This window comes from Nocardia sp. JCM 38205 (genome assembly GCF_058222935.1).
Map to the genome: position 1 here is coordinate 496,957 of NZ_JBYHFL010000002.1, position 18,115 is coordinate 515,071.

Below are 18,115 nucleotides of genomic sequence, written 5' to 3' on the forward strand. Positions count from 1 at the left end.
CTATGACCTGGGGTTATGTGTCACCGGCGGGCCGGCGCACCGACAAGGGAGCCGGCGAGTTCAGGCCGCCGCGACCGTTCAGGCGTTGACCGGCGCGGGTTCCTGGGCCGACGTCGCCGGCCCCAGCGTGCTGCGCAAGTTCGCGATCACGGTCCGCCCGAGGGCGTTGTTGCCGACGCCGCCGATCACCGCGCCGATACCGGCCGGGATCACCTTGCCGAACATCAGCGCACCGCGTTTCACCACGAACTGGACCAGGAAGCGCTTCATGTACGAATCGTCCATGCGGTTCAGCACCGGGATCCGGTCGCCGAGCACATCGACCCACTTGCCGGCGGCATGGCCCGCCGTTTGTCCCAATGCCTTCGTCCCGGCCTGGCCGAGGACCACGGCCGAGACGAGATGGTCGTCGAGGACTTCCTCCGGCGTCATCCCGTGCACCGCTGCAGCCCCGGTGGCCAGCACGCTCGAGGCCTCCAGGAAAACCAGCGTGTCGGCGCCGGTCGCGAACAACGCCACCACCGTGCCCACGCCTGGCACTGCCGCACTCAACCCCACACCGACACCGCTGGCGGTCACCGCGATCAAGTACTGCCGCTCCAGGCGCCGCACGATCTCGTCGGGTGATTCCTCCGGATGCCGGTCCCGCAGCCACGCCGCATACTTCGTCACCACCGGCGCCTGTGCGTGCGCGGCGCGATCCAGCGCCGACACCACACCCTTGTCCAGGAATTCCCGCAGCATAGATCCAGCCTCCTAGCCTCCCGCCGCAGCACGACGGTCGTTCGGTACCTAGAGTCGACACCTCGACAGCGCCGATCCGCACGCGCAACAGCCGATGATCCTGATCACCCGGTCCGCCGGTCGCGCCGAATATATCCCGCTTACCCGAAGCGCAATCGTTGACGCGCACGTCAAGAAGAGACTGCGGCGTCCTATTCCTGCGGCAGCTCGTTGTGGCCGCCGAAGGCCTTGCGCATGGCGGAGAGCATCTTGTCGGCGTAGTGGGATTCGCCGCGCGAGGAGAAGCGCTGGAACAGCGCGGCGGAAAGGACGGGAACCGGGACGCCGATGTCGATGGCGGCGTCGATGGTCCAGCGACCCTCGCCGGAATCGGAGACGCGGCCGCCGAAGGAGTCGAGGTTCGGGTCGGCGTGCAGGGCGGCGGCGGTCAGATCCAGCAACCAGGAGGCCACCACCGAACCGCGCCGCCACACCTCGGTCACCTCGGGAATGTCGATCTTGTAGCGGTAGTACTCGGGATGCTCGAGCGGGGTCTCCTCGGCCGAATGCGCGCCGCCGTCGTACTCGGCGCCGTAATCGGCCTTGTGCAGGATGTTGAGACCCTCGGCGTAGGCGGCCATGGCGCCGTACTCGATGCCGTTGTGCACCATCTTCACGAAATGCCCCGCGCCGGCCGGTCCGCAGTGCAGATACCCCTGTTCGGCGGGGGAGGGCTCCCCGGTGCGACCGGGGGTGCGCGGCGCCGCGTCCACGCCGGGCGCGATCGAACGCAGGAGCGGGTCGAGGTACTTCACCTGGTCGGCCTCGCCGCCGATCATCAGGCAGAAACCGCGGGCGCGGCCGAAAACACCACCGGAGGTGCCGATATCGACGTAGTGGATGCCCTTGGGGGCCAGTCGCTCGGCCCGTTCGATGTCCTCGTGGTAGCGGCTGTTGCCGCCGTCGATGATGATGTCGCCGGGCTCCAGCAGTTCGGCGACCTGGTCGATGACCGCGCCGGTCGCGCCTGCCGGGATCATCACCCACACCACACGGGGCGTCTCCAGCCTGCCGACGAACTCGGCCAGATCGGTGGTTCCGGAGAACGAGGCGCCCAGTTCGGCGCTGAGTTCGTCGATATGCGGAGCGTGGCGTTCATAGCCGACGGCGGTGTGCCCGTCGGCGACGATCCGGCGCACGATGTTGGCGCCCATCCGGCCGAGGCCGATCATTCCCAGCTGCATGCCATCATCTCCTCGCTCGTCGTCACCCCTGGTCGCGCACGATTGTCCCGCGCCGGAGAAAATTGATGTGGCAGGCGGGTGTAACGCGGCGAATGCGGCGCCGATAGACAGATCGGCTCCGTGTAGTTGCCAGACCCCCGACCCGGCAACTGCACGGAGCCTTTTGGTGTGCGAACTGCGTCTTTGCCGATCGTTTGCTGGGTCGCGGTCCAGTGTGATCTGTGCGGCACTGACGTGGTCGGTGCCGACCGTTATCGTTGGGCGAGCGCGCACCGCGCTGGAAAACTTGTAACCCGATGTGGGGAGGACGATTCGTGACCGGCGAGTCGAACACCGGACGCGGCGAGAGATCCGAGCCCGCCCGCCGCGCACAGCCCACCAACGGCGGGCTACGACAGTTCCTCGAATCGGCCCGCGCCCAGCAGCAACAGCGCCTCCAGGCCGAGCAGGGTCGGTCGGCACAGGAGTCCCAGCAGGCGCAGGAGCCGCTCGCGGACCATCGGCACCCGCAGCCCCAGGATTCACCGGCGGCGCCGGGTCTAAACGCGCAAAATCCGCGCGGTGCCGAGCGGCCCGCACAAAATCCGCGTGCCGAGCGCCCCGGCGGTCCCCAGCCGGGTGGCGTCGCCCCGGGGGATCGGCCACGCGTCGAACAGCCTGCCTCCGATCCTGCGCCGGGGTTCGGTCGCGCGAGTTCGCCGCTCGACCGGGCGACCCTCCGGATCCCGATGCCCGCCGATCCGCCGGGGCCAGCGCCGGACAGCGCGTTCGATCCGCGCCAGGGGCTCGCGCACGACTCGCGCCCGGGGCTCGCGCGCGATTCCCGGCGGGGGCCCGCGCATGAGCCGGGCCCGCAGCAGAGGCATGATTCGCCGCCCGAGCATCTGACGCAGCGGCTGCCCGTCCAGCCCGATCCGCCCCGGTCGCACTCGGAGCAGGTCCGGCCCACCGATGCGACACCGAACGAACCGCTGACCCGTCGGCTCCCGATCCCGCCGACATCGGCTGCACCCACGGCCCATCCGGACGATGACGTCATCGCGACCGACGCGCTGGCGATCGAGCACAACCACCGAGCCGGAGGCTCGCGCAGCAGCGCAGGTCGTCACGGCCCGGCTGCCGATGTGGCGAGGGGCGCCGCTCACCCGGACGCAGGCGAATCGCCCACGGAGGTGATGAGCGCGGTCCCGCCGACCGCTGGGACGGCAGGTGGTGCCCAGCCGACGCTGCGATTCGGGTCCACGGCGTCGGCAGCGAACGAACCGGCCCAGGCCGAGAACGGCCCCGAGAACGCGCATGAGCGCGAGTGGGCCTCGCACGCTCCGTCCGAGGACACCGTCGGAACGCAGAAAACCGCCGCCTACGCCTACTCGGAGCAGAGCCGGGCAGACCTCGAAGCCGGCTCGGCGGGCGCCGAACCGCCCCGCCCACCGGCCCCACGCGCACCGGGCGAGCGTCGCCCGATTTCCCGGCAGCCGGAGGAATCGAAGAAGCGTCCCGAGTTCCTGCAGATCATGCAGTCGCCGAAGGCACGCAAGATCGGTATCGCGGTCGGCGCCCTGTTCGGCCTCGGCCTGCTCGGCTATGTGGCCGACCTGGCCATGTCCTCCGGTGAGGTGCCGCGTGGTGTGGTGGTCGCCGGGGTCGAGATCGGCGGCATGGACAAATCCGCGGCCGACGCCCAGCTGCGCGCCGAATTGGATGGTCGAGCGGGCCGGGAACTGCCCGTGACGATCGGCGATGTGCAGACCACCCTGGTGCCGGGCTCAGCGGGTCTCAGCGTCGACTGGGACGGCACCTGGGATCGGATCGGCGATCAGCCGCTCAACCCGATCACCCGCCTGACCTCGTTGTTCGGCACCGAGACGGTGGAGGTCGATACCGCCGTCGACGAGCAGGCGCTCGGCAAAACGTTCGACGCGCTGCGGGTGCACGACCGCCCCACCGTCGAGGGCACCATCGTCTTCGAGAACGCTCGGCCGGTGGCGGTGGCTCCGGTCCCCGGCCGAGTGCTCGATGCGGCCGCTGCCCGCGAGGTGCTCGTGCACAACTGGGTCGCGGGCACACCGATGAACCTGCCGGTGGTACCCGCCCCGGTCGCCGTTCGCCAGGACGCGATCGACCAGGCGTTGCAGCAGATCGCCCAGCCCGCGGTGTCGGCGCCGGTGATCTTCGACGGTAAGGGCGGTAAGGCCCAGCTGGTTCCCGAGCAGATCGCCACCATCGTGTCGTTCGCGCCGGACGGCAACGGCGGTCTGACCCCGCGCATCGATCAGAAGGTCGCCACCGACCTGCTGGCTCCGCAGCTGAAGGAGTCCGAGGTCGAGCCCAAGGACGCGACCTTCACCCTCACCGGCGGCAAACCGACGGTGGTTCCGTCGGTGGTCGGCGACAAGATCAACTGGCAGAAGACCCTCGAACCGCTCGCGACCTTGCTGGCCGCGCCCGCGCCGCAGCGCACCGCGCCCGCGGTGTACGAGAAGGTGGAGCCGAAGCTGACCACCGAAGCGGCTGCCGGCCTCGGCATCGTGGAGCCGATGGGCGAATTCACCACCGGCGGATTCAGCGGGCCGTCCGGGGTGAATATCCGGACCGTCGCCAGGAAGGTCAACGGCGCCGTCGTGAAACCCGGAGAAACCTTCTCGCTCAACGAGTTCACCGGCCCGCGCGGCACCGCCGAGGGCTATGTCGAATCCGGCATCATCGACCACGGCCGGCCGAGCAAGGCGGTCGGCGGCGGTATCAGCCAGTTCGCCACCACGCTCTACAACGCGGCCTATTTCGCCGGTCTGGAAGACGCCGGTCACACCGAGCACAGCTATTACATCTCGCGGTATCCGGCAGCCCGCGAAGCGACGGTCTTCGATGGCGCCATCGACCTCAGCTTCCGCAACAACACCGCCAACGGCATCTATATCGAGGCCTCCGCGAACAATTCCGAAGTGACCGTGCGGATCTGGGGCACCAAGACCGTCGAGGTGGAATCCATCACCGGCGAACGCACCAAGCCGACCAAACCCAAGACCATCACCCTGCCCAAGGGTGATGGCTGCATCGCTACCGAGGGCGCGGACGGTTTCACCGTCAGCGACACCCGGGTGATCACCGATATCGCTACCGGCAGGGAAGTTTCGCGGACCACCCGGACCGTGAAATACGATCCGATCCCGATCGTCAAATGTGAGTAGCGGCCGGCCCGGTCATCCCGAGGCGGCTCGGCGCGCGGTGGTCAGCGCCCCGCGCCGGGCACCAGCCGGTACAGCATCCACGGCCGCCGCGGGAATTCCGGCGCGTAGATGCGTGCGATCATGCCGCGGTTGCGCCGGGTGACGGGGTCGCGCACCAGCACCCGATCGCGGTGCAGCTCCTCGGGCCGCAGCGGTGCCGCCCACATCTGATCCCATTCCGGTGCGCGTCCGCAGCGGTCGGCGATCTCAGCGATCCGTTTGTCGTCGGCGAGCCCCGGTGACAGCACCCGGAACGCATTCACCAGCAGCCGCGCTTCCGCTGCCCATTCCGGCAGCACCGCTTTCGCGGCCGGGTTCAAGAACATCCATTCCAGCGCGTTCGTCCCCGCTTCCACACCGGGAAACCACCGCTGATAAGCGGAATTGGCGGCGACGATATCGAAGGTCGGAAATACCTGGAAGCACGCGGGATGGGTCAGGCTGCGCAGATCCGCCAGATCGTCGGGCGTCGGGGTGTCCGGTGCCGCGCCGAGCCCGCTCGGCAGGAAGTCCGGGCGGGTCAGGCTGCTGATATGCGCGCGGAACCACACCGGAACCTGCAAGGCGTCGAACAGGTGCGACAGGGTTTCCGAACTGGGTTCGCGTGCACCGCTTTCGACCTCTTCGGCGACCACTCGCGGAACCCGCGCCCGCACCGCCATTTCGCCGCAGCTCATTCCTACCGAATGCCGCCGTTCCCGAACGTATTCGCCGATCGTGTAGCGCTGTTCGATCATGTCCCCTCACCGCTTTCGCCTGAAACCACGAAACCGGCACAGCGGAGCGCCGAAAATCGCCTCTGCCGCGCCGGATGTCACATTGCGCAGAACTCGGTACCGAGAAGGCAAACGATAGGCGCCGATCCCTACCTCGGCGCATTCCTGCACCGAGTCGTCGCTCATTCGTTACCCCAGCCTTCGAAAGCTTTGCAGCGAAAGGCAATCGGTATCGCGCGCAGAGTATGGCACACCTGAACGGGCACCGCAGAAGCGGGCGGCGCCGAGCACATCGGCGCGAAATCGCCTCGGTCCGGGGAGAAGTCGGCGTTACCGGCCCGCGTTACAGCGGGGTGCGCATCAGGATGACGTTGTACTGGTTGTGCACGGTGAGCATGAAGTACAGGTCGCCGCCGGTTTGGTAGGGGTAGATCATCGGGGCGTAGGCCGTGGGGAGGGCGGCGGCTTCGACGAGAGTGCGGGGTGGGCTCCACGGGCCCTCGGGGGCGGGGGCGGTACGCAGCACGACGGAGTTGAACGGGTCGGTGGTGAGCATGACGTACTGGCCGAGGTGGTCGTTCCACTGCACCGACAGTTCGGCGACGCCGCCGACGATCGGCGCTGCGGCCTTGGCGTCGTTGGGCTTCCAGCCGCGGCCGTCCCAGTATTCGTAGGCGTCCAGGTTGGCGATCTCGTGCTCTCTGACCCGGGAGATGTAGCCGGCGTGGTCGCGGCCCGCCGGGGTGCCGTACTTGTAGACGTAGCCGCCGGCCTTGACGAAGGCGTTCTGCTGGAACTTCTCGAATCCGTCGATGTTGGCGCGGCGGGTGGTGGGCAGTTGGGCCCAGGTCTGGCCGCCGTCACCGGAGACGGCGAGGGTCGCGAAATTGGTGTCCCACTTGCCGTGATCGCCCCAGCTGCGCACCGACATCATGGACATGTACTGCACCCCGCCCACGGAGATGCCCGCGGTGGGGATGAGGCTGATCTCGATGCCCGGAATCTTGGGGCTCGGCAGTGGATTGGGCACAGCGCCGTCGAACATGATGCCATCGGACGGGTCGGGATCATGGCTGCGGAACAGCACGTTGCTCGTCCAGGCCCACACGCTGCCCGCGAGCAGGTTCGGCACACCGAGCCCGGCGCTGTCGCCGAAGGCGGTGATCATGCCGCCGCGCCCGTCGTCCCACATGATGCCGAGATCGGTGCCGAGCACGTTGACGTTCTGCGTCCGGTTCGGGCTGTCCATGCCGGTGACCTGGAAGATCGCCTGCGTGGGCCCGGGCAGCGCGGGCAACCCGCGCGGCTGACCGTTCAGCCCCGGAATCGGATTGACATTGTTCGGATCCGCGATGGCGGGCCCCGCCAGAACCATCGAACACACCGCACCCACCGCTCCGACGCGGGCAAGCGTGGCCAACGATCGGTTCAGCTTCACCGTTTCCTCCTGGACAGATCCCACCCGGTTCGAACGCAAGGAGAACCTTATCCGGGCCCGCCGACACCCGCCAGACGGAAACACGGACACCGCCCCCAGATACACGAAAGAGCGGCCCGGAAATTCCGAGCCGCTCATTCGCTTGTGCTCTACTTGCCACCTGATCTCGCAAGATCCGGGTAACTCACCGGGTACGGGCTAACCCACCCCGGCACTCACCGCCGGCCGCCAACGCGACTCCCACGGCACCTGAATCCGGCCAGAATCCCGGAGAGGCGGGCCGGCCTAGAAAGCGGCTTCGTCGAGCTCCATGATGTCGTTGTCCAGGTTGGACAGCACCGTGCGGGTGGCGGTCAGCTCCGGCAGGACGTTGCGGGCGAAGAACTGCGCGACCGCGACCTTGCCCTTGTAGAACGCCTCGTCGGCGCCGGTGACGCCCTCGTCCAGCTTGGCGCCGGCCACCTCGGCCTGACGCAGCAGCTGCCAGCCGATGAGCAGGTCACCGACGGCCAGCAGGAAGCGCACCGAACCCAGGCCGACCTTGTACAGCTCGGTCGGCTGCTCCTGGGCGCCCATCAGGTGCCCGGTCAGGGTGGCGGCCATGGCCTGCACATCCTCGAGCGCGGTGGCGAGCAGCTTGCGCTCACCCTTGAGCCGGCCGTTGCCCGCCTCGGCGTCGATGAACTTCTGGATCTGGCCGGCCACGTGCGCCAGCGCCACACCACGATCGCGGGCGATCTTGCGGAAGAAGAAGTCCTGCGCCTGGATGGCGGTGGTGCCCTCGTAGAGGGAGTCGATCTTCGCGTCGCGGATGTACTGCTCGATCGGGTAGTCCTGCAGGAAGCCGGAGCCACCGAAGGTCTGCAGCGATTCGGTCAGGTACTGGTAGGCGCGCTCGGAACCGACGCCCTTGACGATCGGCAGCAGCAGATCGTTGACGCGGAACGCGGTGTCCTTGTCCGCACCCGAGACCAGCTGGGCGATGTCCTCGTTCTGGTGCGCGGCGGTGTAGAGGTACACCGCGCGCAGGCCCTCGGCGTAGGCCTTCTGCATGGCCAGCGAGCGACGCACATCCGGGTGATGGGTGATGGTGACGCGCGGCGCGGTCTTGTCGGTCATCTGGGTCAGGTCCGCACCCTGCACCCGCTCCTTGGCGAAGTCGAGGGCGTTCAGGTAACCGGTCGACAGCGTCGCGATGGCCTTGGTGCCCACCATCATGCGCGCGTTCTCGATGACGTCGAACATCTGCGCGATGCCGTTGTGCACCTCGCCGACCAGCCAGCCCTTGGCGGGGATGCCGTGGCCACCGAAGGTGACCTCACAGGTGGCCGAGACCTTGATGCCCATCTTGTGCTCGACGTTGGTGACGAAGACGCCGTTGCGGTCGCCGAGGGTCTGGGTCTCGAAGTCGAAGTGGTACTTCGGCACGAAGAACAGCGACAGGCCCTTGGTGCCGGGGCCCGCGCCCTCGGGGCGGGCCAGCACCAGGTGCATGATGTTCTCGAACAGGTCGTCGGAGTCACCGGAGGTGATGAAGCGCTTGACGCCCTCGATGTGCCAGGAGCCGTCCTCCTGCTTGATGGCCTTGGTGCGGCCGGCGCCGACGTCGGAGCCCGCGTCGGGCTCGGTCAGCACCATGGTGGCGCCCCAGTTGCGCTCGGCGATGATCTGAGCCCACTTCTTCTGCTCATCGGTGCCGTTGTTGTAGAAGACCTGCGCGAAGCCCGCGCCCGCACCGTACATCTGCGCGGGCGGGTTGGCGCCGAGGATCATCTCGCTCAACGCCCAGACGACGCTGGAGGGGGCGCCGAGGCCGCCGAGCTCCTCGCGGACGCCGACCTTCATCCACTCGCCGTCTTCCAGGGCGCGGTAGGACTTCTTGAAGGCCTCGGGGAGGGTGACGGTGTGGGTTTCCGGATCGAAGACCGGCGGGTTGCGGTCGCCCTCGACGAAGGAGTCGGCCAGCGGGCCCTCGGCCAGGCGCCGGACCTCGTTGAGCATTTCCTTCACGGTGTCGGTGTCCAGGTCACCGTAGGCGCCGCTGTCCAGCACCGAGCCGATGCCGAGCACCTCGAAGAGGTTGAACTCCAGGTCGCGGACGTTGCTCTTGTAATGGCCCATGTCTGCTACTCACTCTCCATCGAGTTGGTGCGGTCGGTTGTTCTGCCGTTCCCGCCCGTTGTCGCCTCCGGGTAGCCATACCGGTTTTCCGCATGCTACTCGCGGGTAACTTATTCGCCATATTACCGGCCAGTAAGGCGGTCGCAAAGACGAAATCAGCCAATGTGACGCGATGAACACGCCACCCCTCGCCGGGCCGGCGGCTGGCAGCTGACCTGCGGTTACTGTGAGGTGTGCGGATCGAGACGAGTGCCGGGCCCGCCGAGGTGCAGCTGCGCCGTCCGCGCGGCGCCGGGTTCCTCCTGCTGCTGACCCACGGCGCGGGCGGCGGCGTCGATACCAAAGACATTCTGGCTGTTCGCGATTCGGCCCTCGACGCCGGTGGGGCGGTGGGCCTGGTGACCCAGCCGTACCGGGTCGCGGGCGGGCGGGCGCCAGGATCGGCGGTGAAACAGGACGCGGCCTGGGTGGAGATCGTCGAGGCCGTGCGCAGGCGGGTGGGTAAGAAGCTGCCGCTCATCCAGGGTGGGCGCAGCAACGGGGCGCGGGTGGCGTGCCGGACCGCGATCGAGGTGGGCGCGCGCGGAGTGATCGCGCTGGCGTTCCCGCTGCACCCGCCGGGTAAGCCGGAGAAATCCCGGCGCGATGAGCTGCTGGCGACCGGCGATATCGAGGTGGTGGTGATCAACGGCGGTAGCGACCCGTTCGGCATCCCGGATCCGGGCGATGCCGCCGAGGTCTGCGTTATCCCGGGTCAGCCGCATTCTTTCCGGACGGGCTTCGACGTCATCGGTGCGACGGCGGGCAGATGGCTGACGCGATGGAGCGTCGTCGGATAGCCCACTGGCCCGGACCGCGCGCACGGGCGTCGACCGCTGACGGACACAGGGCTTCCCGGCCTGTTGAGGCCGGGGCGATATCTGACGCGCCTTGGTGCAGAGCGACGACTGATCGTGCCGTCCGGTCCACAGTCCAGCGGCCACGACCTGTGGACTGTTCCCCTAGTCGGACGGCGCCGGCTGCTCCGGTTCCAGATCCGCCCGGGACGCGATGACCAGGGCGTCGATCGCGTCGCGGCCCTCGGTGGGGCGCTGAATGCGGTCGGCGACCCTGATGTGGATATCGGGGAGCCCCGCCAGATCGGCGACGATGTCGTCGGGCGTGAACAGAATCTCCGGGTCCTGTGGTCCGCCGTAACCGTCGGTGAGATTGGTGCTGTCGTGGCCGAGCACCAGCAGGGTGGCGCCCGGGCTCAGCAGTCGCGCCACCTGCCGCACCAGGGGGCGGCGCTGGGCGGCGGGTAGATGCAGGAACACCATCAGCACGAGCTCGTAGGGGCCGGTGATGCCGGTCGACTCGAAATCGGTGAGGTCGGCGCACTGCCAGGTGAGCCGCTCCCGGACCGAGCGCGACAGCCGGGTCGCGACCGTGCGCCCCTTATCGATGCCCACCTGCGAGAAATCCACCGCGTGCACCCGCCAGCCGTGGGTGGCCAGCCACAGCGCGTTGCGGCCCTCGCCGCAGGCCAGGTCGAGCGCGCGCGGCAGATCGGGGACGACGCCGTCGGGGCCCGGATGCAGCGGCGTCACCCGATCCAGCCCGAAGACGTGCTCCACCACGGTGCTGTTCGGCGGTGCGCCCCACACCAATTCACCCTGCGCGTACCGCGCATCCCATTCGGCCGCGTCCATAGCGGCCAGTGTATTGACACCCACCGGGGTGCCTCGGCAACCCGGCGGCCCCGCTGCCCGCCTCAGCGGTCCGTGAGCCCAGTGCTGACCAGCCCGCACCTAGGGGCGAGCTGGTCAGCGTGACACCCCGGCAAAACCCCGCCGCGCGTCACCGCTCCGACCCGGCGCATTCGGCCCGCTGCGCGGCTGCGCTCGCGATCACGCGTGCGTTGGTCTCGTTCGCTGTCGTTGTGAACCGGTGTCACCGGGCCCGTCCCCGACTGTGCGACCGCGCGATCAGGCGGCGAACTCCGGCAGCCACTCCACGGGCGTCGACGCACGAACGTGGATCAGCACGTCGAAGGCGTCGGCGAGCGAGCCGACCGTGATGAAGGCTTCATCGTCCTTGGCCGGGTCGTAGATCCCGCTGATCGTGCGCATTTTCACCGGCCCGCGCCGCCACCGGTCGACCGGTTCGGGAGCGTCGCCGTGCAGGTCGACGAAGAAGGCGGGCAGATCGATCGCGCCGAGCTGGGCGTCGATCAAGTCGGGCGCCGGGTCCGGTGCGATCGCGACACCGAGATCGCCGTGATGGAAGCCGACCGCGACGGCGCGGTACTGCGCGCCGAATTCGGCCCGCAGATGGACCCCCGCGCCGCGGAATAGGGCCGGGTCGGTGCGCCCGACTCCGGCGTCGGCACCCGCGGTATGACCGATCCCGTCCCAGTAGACGATCTTCGCGCCGGTCCGTCGCTGCCGCTCGATGATGGTCTCGGCCGAACGCCGCTCGTCCCTGGCGAATCCGCCCTGACCGGCGACGCTGTACTGATGGAAATCGACGATCATCCGCATGCGCGCGGCGATCTCCTCGGGGACCCCGGCCAGCTGTTCGATCAGGTGCAGGGCATCACGGGCGTGTTCGATGAACGGGCGGCCGGGATGAATCCCCTGGTGACGCTGTACATGTTCGTCCACGCGGTGCGCGGTGCGGATCGGATCGAGATGGGATCGCAGCTGTGCCAGCGCATCCGGTGCCTCGGTGCGGACGTGATCGAGCACGGCGTCGTAATCGGCGGGTTCGGCGGCGGGCGGTTCGATGCCGAACACCGTGACCGGGTCGTCGGGATGCTGTTCGTTGAACGCGCGGATCCAGTCGAGGGCGGCCACCATGTCCGCGGTCCGCCACGGCCGCCAGGCCCCGGCGAGCGCTGTCGCCGGATCGCCCTGGCCGGTGCGGACGTAGGCGTCGAGCCGTTCGCCGGAGCGGGCGCCGTCCTGGATCGCCAGGGCCCGGAAACCGTGCTGCTGCACCAGCGCCCGGAAGATGCGCTCGCGCACGCCGAAGGTCTGCCGGGAGAACCGGGTCGACTCGCCGATGCCCACGACGCTCGCCTCGGCGAGTCGCGCGATCAGCGGATCGAGATCGGCGCCGACGGCGTCGGATTCGGTGCGCAGCGGGCGGGCGCGTGCCCGCAGCCACTGCTGGGTTTCGGCGATGTCCGAGATCAGTTGCGCGGTCATGATGGTCCTCCCGGTTGATCGTGTGTGATCCCCAGGCTCGTACATCAACCTTTGTTCAGGTCAAGCTCGTCATCGGGCCTTCGATCGCACGGGTGCCGCGGGGCTGGTCCGTCGACGCGTAATGCTGCTGCCGTCAGCCGAGCTGTGCGCGGGCTCGGAAACGCGACGATGCCCGCGCCGGGCAGCGCGGGCATCGACGACCTTGGGTCGGGTCTACAGGCGGGTGCGCATCAGCAGCACGTTGTACTGGCTGTGCACCGTGGTGAGGAAGTAGAGATCGCTCCCGGTCTGATACGGGAAGATCGAGGGCGCATAGGCGGTGGGCAACGCCCGGGTATCGATCAGCACCTCGGGCGCACTCCACGGACCCACCGGCGAGGACGCGCGGCGCATGACGACCGAGTTCCACGGATCGGTGGTGAGCGAGATGAACTGGCCGAGATAGTCGTTGTACATCACCGACAGCTCGCCGACGCCGTGCATGATGGGCGCCGCCTTGTTCACGTCGCGGATCCAGCCGGCGCCGTCCCAGTATTCGTAGGCGCCGAGATTCTGGATATCCGGCTCACGCACCCGCGAAATGTAGGCGGCGTTGTCGCGGCCGGACGGCGTGCCGTAGACGTAGACGAAGCCACCGTCCTTCACGAAGGCGTTCATCTGGAAGTTGGCGTTGCCGCCCTCGTTCGGGCGCCGGGTGGCGGTGAGATCGGCCCAGGTCTCGCCGTTGTCGGCGGAGGCGGCCAGGCCGGAGAAGTTGGTGGTCCATTCGCCGGGCGCGTCCCAGGTCTTCACCGACATGGTGCTCATGTACTGCACGCCGCCCACCGAGATGCCCGCGGTGGGGATGCGGCTGATCTCGAGGAACGGAATCTTCGGGCTCGGAATCAGATCGCGGGCCTGGCCGAAGACATCGCGCACCACGCTGTCGAAGTAGATGCCGCCGGAGGGATCCTTGGTGTGGCTGCGCACCAGAATATTGCTGCGCCACGCCCACATACTGCCCGCGAGCAGGTTCGGGAAGCCGAGGCCCGCGGTATCGCCGAAGGCGGTGAGCATCTCGCCGTGGCCGTTGTCCCACATGATGCCGAGGTCGGTGCCGAGCACGTTGTAGTTCTGCGTGACGTTGGGGCTGGCCATGCCCGTCACCTGGAAGACGGCTTGGGTGCGGCCCGGCAGGTTCGGCAGGCCGTTGGTGCCGTTGAGCACCGGGATCGGGTTGATGGCGTTAGGGTTTGCCGTGGCCGGGGCGGTCGCGGTGAGAAGCAGGGCCGAGGCGCCCGCGAGCGCGGACATCAGGATGGACGCGGTTCTGCTCACAGGGGTGGGCCCTCCGGGGTCGCGCCGAAACGGGCCTCGATCCACGGAACGCACGCGTGTGTCGTGCACCACATTTCGACTGGCTGGCAAATCGTCGGAAATGCTAGCAGTGAAATCCCCAGAATTGGGGGGTTGCGCCTGCGACCGGGCGATTCCCAAACCTATTTCGGTGTTTTTCCACCCGATCCCAATGCTCGCCGCACGATCAGCGGCAACTGCGCAGCACGCTCGAGGGCGAACGCGCGGCGGGCCGAGGCGTGCCAGGCGCGGTCGATGAGGCGCTTGGCGGCGGCGACGGCGTCGGGCGGACGGGCCGCGATGCGGTCGGCGAGCTTCTCGGCCTCGGCCATCGGATCGGCGCTGATCTCGGTGATCAGCCCGATTCGGGCGGCGTGCGCGGCGCCGACGGTGTCGGCGGTCATGGCGAGCAGCAGGGCCTGATCGGCGCCGACGAGCCGGGCCAGCGTCGCGGTGCCGGACATATCCGGAATGAGACCGTGCTTCACCTCCATCACCGAGTATTCGGAATCGGGGGTGGCGAAACGGAAATCGGCGGCGAGCGCCAGCTGCAGGCCGCCGCCGTAGCAGCGCCCGTGGACGACCGCGATCACCGGAACCGGCAGCCGGCGCCAGGCCCAGCAGGCCTCCTGGAAGGTATTGGTGCCGCGCCAGGGCAGCGGAACGAAGTTGCGCACGATGGCGAGCGGATCGCCGGTGGCCGCGGCGATATCGAGTCCGCTGCTGAAGCTCGGCCCCGCGCCGGAGAGGATGACCGCGCGCACGTCGCGCCGCTCGGCCACCGCGTGCGCGGCGCTCACCAGATCGCGCAGCATCTCGATGGTCAGGCCGTTGTGCTTGTCCGGCCGGTTCAGCGTGACGTAGGCGCGTTCACCTTCGAACCGCACCGCGATGTGTGAGCCCATGGCATTATCTTACTCTGCGGTAAGTTCGTCCGTGGGGCGCTTTCGGGCACGCCGCGGCCCACGGTCCGTGGCATCGGTTCGCTGAGCGGGAGAGCGAGCCGAAGCCGGGTCACGCGGGGCCCGGCTCGAATAGTGTCGATCCCGGTGGTCGTCGACGATCCATGACGGCCAGGTGCTGCCCATCGAGAGGACATCCCATGACCGATCTGGTGCTGGTCGAACGGCGTGATGCGATCACCGTGCTGACCGTCAACCGTCCGGAAGCCCGCAATGCCATCGATCTGGCCACCGCGCAGGCCATCGAGGCGGCCGTGGACGCGTTCGAAGCCGATGTGCAGGCCCGGGTGCTGGTCCTCACCGGTGCGGGCGGCACATTCAGCGCCGGAATGGATCTGGTCGCCGCCTCGCGCGGCGAGATGCCGATGACGCCGCATCGCGGGCCGCTCGGGATCGCGGCGAAACCGCCCGCCAAGCCGATGATCTCGGCGGTGGAGGGCTATGCCCTGGCCGGTGGGTTCGAGCTGGCCCTGTCCGGCGACATGATCGTCGCCGCCCGCGACGCGCAGTTCGGGATCCCCGAGGTCAAGCGCGGGCTGGTCGCGGCGGGCGGTGGCGTACTGCGCCTGACGCAGCGACTACCGCGCAGCACCGCGGCCGAATTGGCCTTGACGGGTGGGCGGATCGGCGCCGAGCGGCTGTATCAGCTCGGCCTGGTCAATCGGGTCACCGAGCCGGGTGGTGCGCTCGATACCGCCCTCGAACTCGCCGCCGAGATCGCCGCGGCGGCGCCGCTGGCGGTCGCGGCGAGCAAGCGGATCATCGACGAATCGCCGGACTGGAGCAGCGCCGAGGCCTTTGCCAAACAGGGCGAGGTCGCCTTGCCCGCACTGTTCTCCAAGGATGCCGCCGAGGGGGCGCTGGCCTTCGCGCAGAAGCGCGAGCCGCAGTGGCAGGGACGCTGACCATCTGGCCGCGTGCTAACCGAGCCGATCGAGCAGTACTCGGGCGCAGCCGGCCGGGTCGTCGTAGAAGGGCGTATGCCCGCTGCCGCGCAGGGTGATGTGCTCGGCTTCCGGCAGCACGGCCCTGGCCCGGCGCGCCTGTGTGGCGTAGGTGAGCAGGATGTCGCGGTTGCCCCACGCGATGGTGACCGGGAGGCCGGCCAGGGCGCCGGGGTCGGGTAGGCGGAAGTCGGCGAAGGAGGCGAGGGCGTCGTCGAAGCCGGGGGCGTCCATGGCGCCGAGGGCGGTGGCGACGGCGGTCTCGGTATCCAGTGCCCACGGCTTGCCGATGACCAAGCTCAGGAAGGCGGTCCGCCCGGCCGCGGTGCCGAGCACTTTCCGCAGCGCGGGGCGCAGACGGTTGCCGATGGCCTTCGACTTGCCCAGCGACTGCTGGCACCAGATCCGGCCGGGGGTATCCCAGAAACCGATCGGCGAATAGGCCGTCACCGAGCGGGCCAGCCCGCGCGCGCCGAGGGTGAGCGAGATACCGCCGCCCATCGAATTTCCCGCCAGGTGCGGACGCTCGATGCCCTCGGCGGCGAGGAAATCGGCAAGGGCGTCGGCGAGCGTGCCGACGGTGGTGTGCGGCAACGGCGCCGATTCGCCGAAACCCGGCAGATCCACCGCGATCACCTCGAAGGATTCGGCCAGCGCCGGAATGATCGGCTCCCACACCTGCCTGCGGCTGCCGACGCCGTGCACAAGCACCAGCGGTTCGCCGGTGCCGAATCGGTCATGGCGCAGGGTGCTCATCGTGGGACTCCGATCGCTCGTGAGCCGTCAGATTAACAGCAGGCAGGCGACGTCAGTTGCCGTTCCTGCGGGTGGGCAGGCGGCCCGGCGAGCGGTACGATAAATGGTATGGCAACGCGTAAGGTCACCCTTTCGCTGGACGAATCCGCCTGGTCGTTCGCCGAGCAGGCCGCCGCCCGCGCGGGAATGTCACCGTCGGCCTGGATCTCCAAGGCCGCGCGCCGCGAAGCCGTGCGCACCGGCGTCGGGCCCATCCCCGAGCCCGCCGAGGTAGCAGCTCAGGCGGCCAGAGACGCGGCCGAGATGGCCGCCGCGGAGGAGGCGATGCGTGCGCAGGGGTGAACTCTGGCTGTATCACCCGCACGGATCGGCACCGCACCGCACCGTCGTGCTCATCAGCAGCGACGGCATCAACGAATCCCCGCGCCCCTGGCTGATCGCCGCCGAACTGCTCGAGCAGGATCCGCAGGACATCCTCGCCGTCCCGCTCGGCTCGCTCGGCTGGGTGCACGCGGGCAATATCGGCCGGATCTATCGCGGCTGGCTGGCCGAACGGGTGGACGAGGCCGACGCCGAGACGATGGATCGCCTCGATACCGCGCTGCGCGCCGCGATGGATCTCTGAGTACCTGTGGAATACCCCGAAAACGCCGTTTCGGGTTGCGGACTCCGTATCGCTACGACTACACACGGGCGTGGATCCGCGCCGTCACGCGATGCGGACCCGCCGGCCCGGCGCCCTCGCCGGCCCGGCTGCTACACCCCTGAGAGAGGAATTCGGTGCGGATCAAGCTGATTGCCACGGCGCTCATCGCCCTGCCGCTGCTGGCTGCGTGCGGCAGCAGCGATGCCGAGGCGGCCACCGTCACGGAGGCGGACCTGTCCAAATCCATGCAGGACAAGGGCATGCAGGACAAGGCGCTCGCCGATTGCGTGGCGAAGGTCTTTGTCGCCGAGGGCATCTCCCAAGACGGATTGCGCACGCTGCTGTCCGGCGAGCACGACCCACAGTCGCCGGACGCGGAGAACTTCGGCATGAGCAAGGAAGACGCCGACAAGACCCGCTCGGCGCAGGCCAAGATCGTCACCGAATGCGTGAAGCTGCCGAGCTGACCCGATGAGCGGCGCGCGGATCAGATCGCGATGACGATCTCGATCCGCGCCCGCGACCCGGCCACCAGATCCTCGGCGACGCGGACCGGCTTCTTCACCGGCAACACATACGTGCCCCTGGACTTGTCGGGGAACAGCGACGTCGACCATCGGCTGCCACCGATCGTGACCCGGACCCGCACCGAGCCGAACCCGCCCGAGCGGTGCCCGTAGATCTCCTCGATCTCATCGGCGATGTCCTCGGGCAGATCGACGAAATGCCACGCGCCCTGCCCGTGGTGTTCCCACACGCGCGCCGTAAACGTGTACCGCTCGCCAGTCACGACGCGACCATAGCCCGGGGCA

Annotated in this window: 17 protein-coding genes; 6 read left to right on the top strand and 11 right to left on the bottom strand. The window is 68.7% G+C overall.

Annotated elements, in window-relative coordinates:
• Positions 1–78: 78 nt before the first annotated feature.
• The gene (locus AC4HOU_RS09055) at positions 79–744 is read right to left on the bottom strand and encodes a hypothetical protein (protein ID WP_163814507.1); all 666 of its coding nucleotides are present in this window, start codon (positions 742–744) and stop codon (positions 79–81) included.
• Between the two features lie 191 nt (positions 745–935).
• On the bottom strand, positions 936–1,967 hold the full coding sequence (gene gnd / locus AC4HOU_RS09060) for a phosphogluconate dehydrogenase (NAD(+)-dependent, decarboxylating) (RefSeq protein ID WP_163814508.1): 1,032 nt from the start codon (positions 1,965–1,967) through the stop codon (positions 936–938).
• Between the two features lie 1,175 nt (positions 1,968–3,142).
• Between gnd and AC4HOU_RS09065 the strand changes: the two genes are divergently transcribed.
• Entirely contained in the window at positions 3,143–5,155 is a 2,013-nt protein-coding gene (locus AC4HOU_RS09065; RefSeq protein WP_163814509.1) for a VanW family protein, read from the top strand.
• Positions 5,156–5,196: 41 nt separating this feature from the next.
• Here the strand turns inward: AC4HOU_RS09065 and AC4HOU_RS09070 are convergent, their stop codons facing one another.
• The 3 genes from AC4HOU_RS09070 to AC4HOU_RS09080 form a co-directional block, all read right to left on the bottom strand.
• Positions 5,197–5,931 carry a helix-turn-helix domain-containing protein gene (locus AC4HOU_RS09070; RefSeq protein WP_163814510.1) on the bottom strand — a complete coding sequence of 245 codons (735 nt, stop codon included), beginning with the start codon at positions 5,929–5,931 and terminating at the stop codon, positions 5,197–5,199.
• 322 nt (positions 5,932–6,253) lie between these two features.
• A complete protein-coding gene (locus AC4HOU_RS09075) occupies positions 6,254–7,342 on the bottom strand; it encodes a glycoside hydrolase family 183 protein (protein ID WP_195020878.1) in 1,089 nt (362 codons plus the stop codon).
• Positions 7,343–7,633: 291 nt separating this feature from the next.
• Positions 7,634–9,469: an acyl-CoA dehydrogenase gene (locus tag AC4HOU_RS09080; protein WP_163814512.1), complete on the bottom strand. Its 1,836-nt coding sequence runs from the start codon at positions 9,467–9,469 to the stop codon at positions 7,634–7,636.
• A gap of 233 nt (positions 9,470–9,702) precedes the next feature.
• On the opposite strand from AC4HOU_RS09080, the gene AC4HOU_RS09085 reads away from it, so the two are divergent.
• Positions 9,703–10,308: an alpha/beta hydrolase family protein gene (locus tag AC4HOU_RS09085; protein WP_163814513.1), complete on the top strand. Its 606-nt coding sequence runs from the start codon at positions 9,703–9,705 to the stop codon at positions 10,306–10,308.
• A gap of 162 nt (positions 10,309–10,470) precedes the next feature.
• Here the strand turns inward: AC4HOU_RS09085 and AC4HOU_RS09090 are convergent, their stop codons facing one another.
• From AC4HOU_RS09090 to AC4HOU_RS09105, 4 genes are all read right to left on the bottom strand, one after another.
• Positions 10,471–11,160, bottom strand: coding sequence for a class I SAM-dependent methyltransferase (locus AC4HOU_RS09090; protein ID WP_195020248.1), 690 nt, complete (start codon positions 11,158–11,160; stop codon positions 10,471–10,473).
• 276 nt (positions 11,161–11,436) lie between these two features.
• Positions 11,437–12,660 (bottom strand): erythromycin esterase family protein, encoded by a 1,224-nt coding sequence (locus AC4HOU_RS09095; protein ID WP_163814515.1) that lies wholly within the window; start codon positions 12,658–12,660, stop codon positions 11,437–11,439.
• Between the two features lie 213 nt (positions 12,661–12,873).
• On the bottom strand, positions 12,874–13,977 hold the full coding sequence (locus AC4HOU_RS09100; RefSeq protein ID WP_163814516.1) for a glycoside hydrolase family 183 protein: 1,104 nt from the start codon (positions 13,975–13,977) through the stop codon (positions 12,874–12,876).
• A gap of 161 nt (positions 13,978–14,138) precedes the next feature.
• Entirely contained in the window at positions 14,139–14,900 is a 762-nt protein-coding gene (locus tag AC4HOU_RS09105; RefSeq protein ID WP_195020247.1) for a crotonase/enoyl-CoA hydratase family protein, read from the bottom strand.
• Between the two features lie 197 nt (positions 14,901–15,097).
• On the opposite strand from AC4HOU_RS09105, the gene AC4HOU_RS09110 reads away from it, so the two are divergent.
• A complete protein-coding gene (locus AC4HOU_RS09110; RefSeq protein ID WP_195006855.1) occupies positions 15,098–15,862 on the top strand; it encodes a crotonase/enoyl-CoA hydratase family protein in 765 nt (254 codons plus the stop codon).
• 15 nt (positions 15,863–15,877) lie between these two features.
• On the opposite strand, the gene AC4HOU_RS09115 is transcribed toward AC4HOU_RS09110, so the two are convergent.
• The gene (locus AC4HOU_RS09115) at positions 15,878–16,657 is read right to left on the bottom strand and encodes an alpha/beta fold hydrolase (RefSeq protein WP_163816127.1); all 780 of its coding nucleotides are present in this window, start codon (positions 16,655–16,657) and stop codon (positions 15,878–15,880) included.
• A 108-nt stretch (positions 16,658–16,765) separates the two neighbouring features.
• On the opposite strand from AC4HOU_RS09115, the gene AC4HOU_RS09120 reads away from it, so the two are divergent.
• The 3 genes from AC4HOU_RS09120 to AC4HOU_RS09130 all read left to right on the top strand — a co-directional run bounded on the left by AC4HOU_RS09120 (position 16,766) and on the right by AC4HOU_RS09130 (position 17,770).
• Positions 16,766–16,999, top strand: coding sequence for a hypothetical protein (locus tag AC4HOU_RS09120; RefSeq protein ID WP_194992847.1), 234 nt, complete (start codon positions 16,766–16,768; stop codon positions 16,997–16,999).
• Positions 16,986–17,282, top strand: coding sequence for a type II toxin-antitoxin system PemK/MazF family toxin (locus AC4HOU_RS09125; protein WP_163816123.1), 297 nt, complete (start codon positions 16,986–16,988; stop codon positions 17,280–17,282). Before AC4HOU_RS09120 ends, AC4HOU_RS09125 begins: the two co-directional genes overlap by 14 nt.
• 155 nt (positions 17,283–17,437) lie before the next feature.
• The gene (locus tag AC4HOU_RS09130; RefSeq protein ID WP_163816121.1) at positions 17,438–17,770 is read left to right on the top strand and encodes a hypothetical protein; all 333 of its coding nucleotides are present in this window, start codon (positions 17,438–17,440) and stop codon (positions 17,768–17,770) included.
• A gap of 20 nt (positions 17,771–17,790) precedes the next feature.
• Here the strand turns inward: AC4HOU_RS09130 and AC4HOU_RS09135 are convergent, their stop codons facing one another.
• Positions 17,791–18,093 (bottom strand): DUF1905 domain-containing protein, encoded by a 303-nt coding sequence (locus AC4HOU_RS09135; RefSeq protein ID WP_309139032.1) that lies wholly within the window; start codon positions 18,091–18,093, stop codon positions 17,791–17,793.
• Positions 18,094–18,115: the final 22 nt, after the last annotated feature.

Coding starts and splice junctions, on each gene's coding strand:
- AC4HOU_RS09055 (WP_163814507.1), bottom strand. CDS start 744: ATGCTGCGGGAATTCCTGGACAAGGGTGTGGTGTCGGCGCTGGATCGC.
- gnd (WP_163814508.1), bottom strand. CDS start 1,967: ATGCAGCTGGGAATGATCGGCCTCGGCCGGATGGGCGCCAACATCGTG.
- AC4HOU_RS09065 (WP_163814509.1), top strand. CDS start 3,143: ATGAGCGCGGTCCCGCCGACCGCTGGGACGGCAGGTGGTGCCCAGCCG.
- AC4HOU_RS09070 (WP_163814510.1), bottom strand. CDS start 5,931: ATGATCGAACAGCGCTACACGATCGGCGAATACGTTCGGGAACGGCGG.
- AC4HOU_RS09080 (WP_163814512.1), bottom strand. CDS start 9,469: ATGGGCCATTACAAGAGCAACGTCCGCGACCTGGAGTTCAACCTCTTC.
- AC4HOU_RS09090 (WP_195020248.1), bottom strand. CDS start 11,160: ATGGACGCGGCCGAATGGGATGCGCGGTACGCGCAGGGTGAATTGGTG.
- AC4HOU_RS09095 (WP_163814515.1), bottom strand. CDS start 12,660: ATGACCGCGCAACTGATCTCGGACATCGCCGAAACCCAGCAGTGGCTG.
- AC4HOU_RS09105 (WP_195020247.1), bottom strand. CDS start 14,900: ATGGGCTCACACATCGCGGTGCGGTTCGAAGGTGAACGCGCCTACGTC.
- AC4HOU_RS09110 (WP_195006855.1), top strand. CDS start 15,098: ATGACCGATCTGGTGCTGGTCGAACGGCGTGATGCGATCACCGTGCTG.
- AC4HOU_RS09115 (WP_163816127.1), bottom strand. CDS start 16,657: ATGAGCACCCTGCGCCATGACCGATTCGGCACCGGCGAACCGCTGGTG.
- AC4HOU_RS09120 (WP_194992847.1), top strand. CDS start 16,766: ATGGCAACGCGTAAGGTCACCCTTTCGCTGGACGAATCCGCCTGGTCG.